At 66.5% G+C, this 519-nt stretch carries 1 protein-coding gene; it reads left to right on the top strand.

The genetic code is table 11. The features are described 5' to 3' along the window. Nucleotides 1-519, top strand: a 519-nt coding sequence (locus ACXJ3V_RS20770) for an FAD-dependent monooxygenase (RefSeq protein WP_457102248.1), incomplete at both ends; no start/stop codon positions are given.

Here is a 519-nt window from a genome sequence, read left to right as displayed (position 1 = left end):
CTTTCAGTCAAGGTGCTGGAACAGGCACCTCAACTCGGCGAGATCGGCGCCGGCATCCAACTCGGCCCAAACGCGTTTGCCGCCTTCGACGCTTTGGGTATCGGCGAGAAGGCGCGCGCCCGCGCCGTCTACACCGACGAGATGGTGATGCACGATGCGCTGGACGCGACCCTGGTGGGCCGCATCCCCACCGGCGCCGCCTTCCGCGAACGCTTCGGCAATCCGTATGCGGTGATCCACCGGGCCGACGTTCACACGTCGCTGCTCGAAGGCGCGCAGGAGACCGACCGCGTCGAGGTGCTGACCTCGACCACGGTGCAGCGTGTCGAGCAGGACGAAGTCAGCGTCCTGGTGCACGACTCGAAGGGCAACCTGCATCGAGGTCTGGCGCTGATCGGCGCGGATGGCGTGAAGTCGGCGGTGCGCCGTCARTACGTGGCYGACGAGGCGCGSGTCTCSGGMCAYGTGGTCTAYCGCGCGGTSGTSSACAAGAAGGAYTTTCCGGCCGATCTGCAGTGG

This window comes from Microbacterium sp. P5_E9, assembly GCF_054049175.1.
Note: the sequence above shows the minus strand (reverse complement) of the source record. Positions and strands in the feature narration are given on the sequence as shown.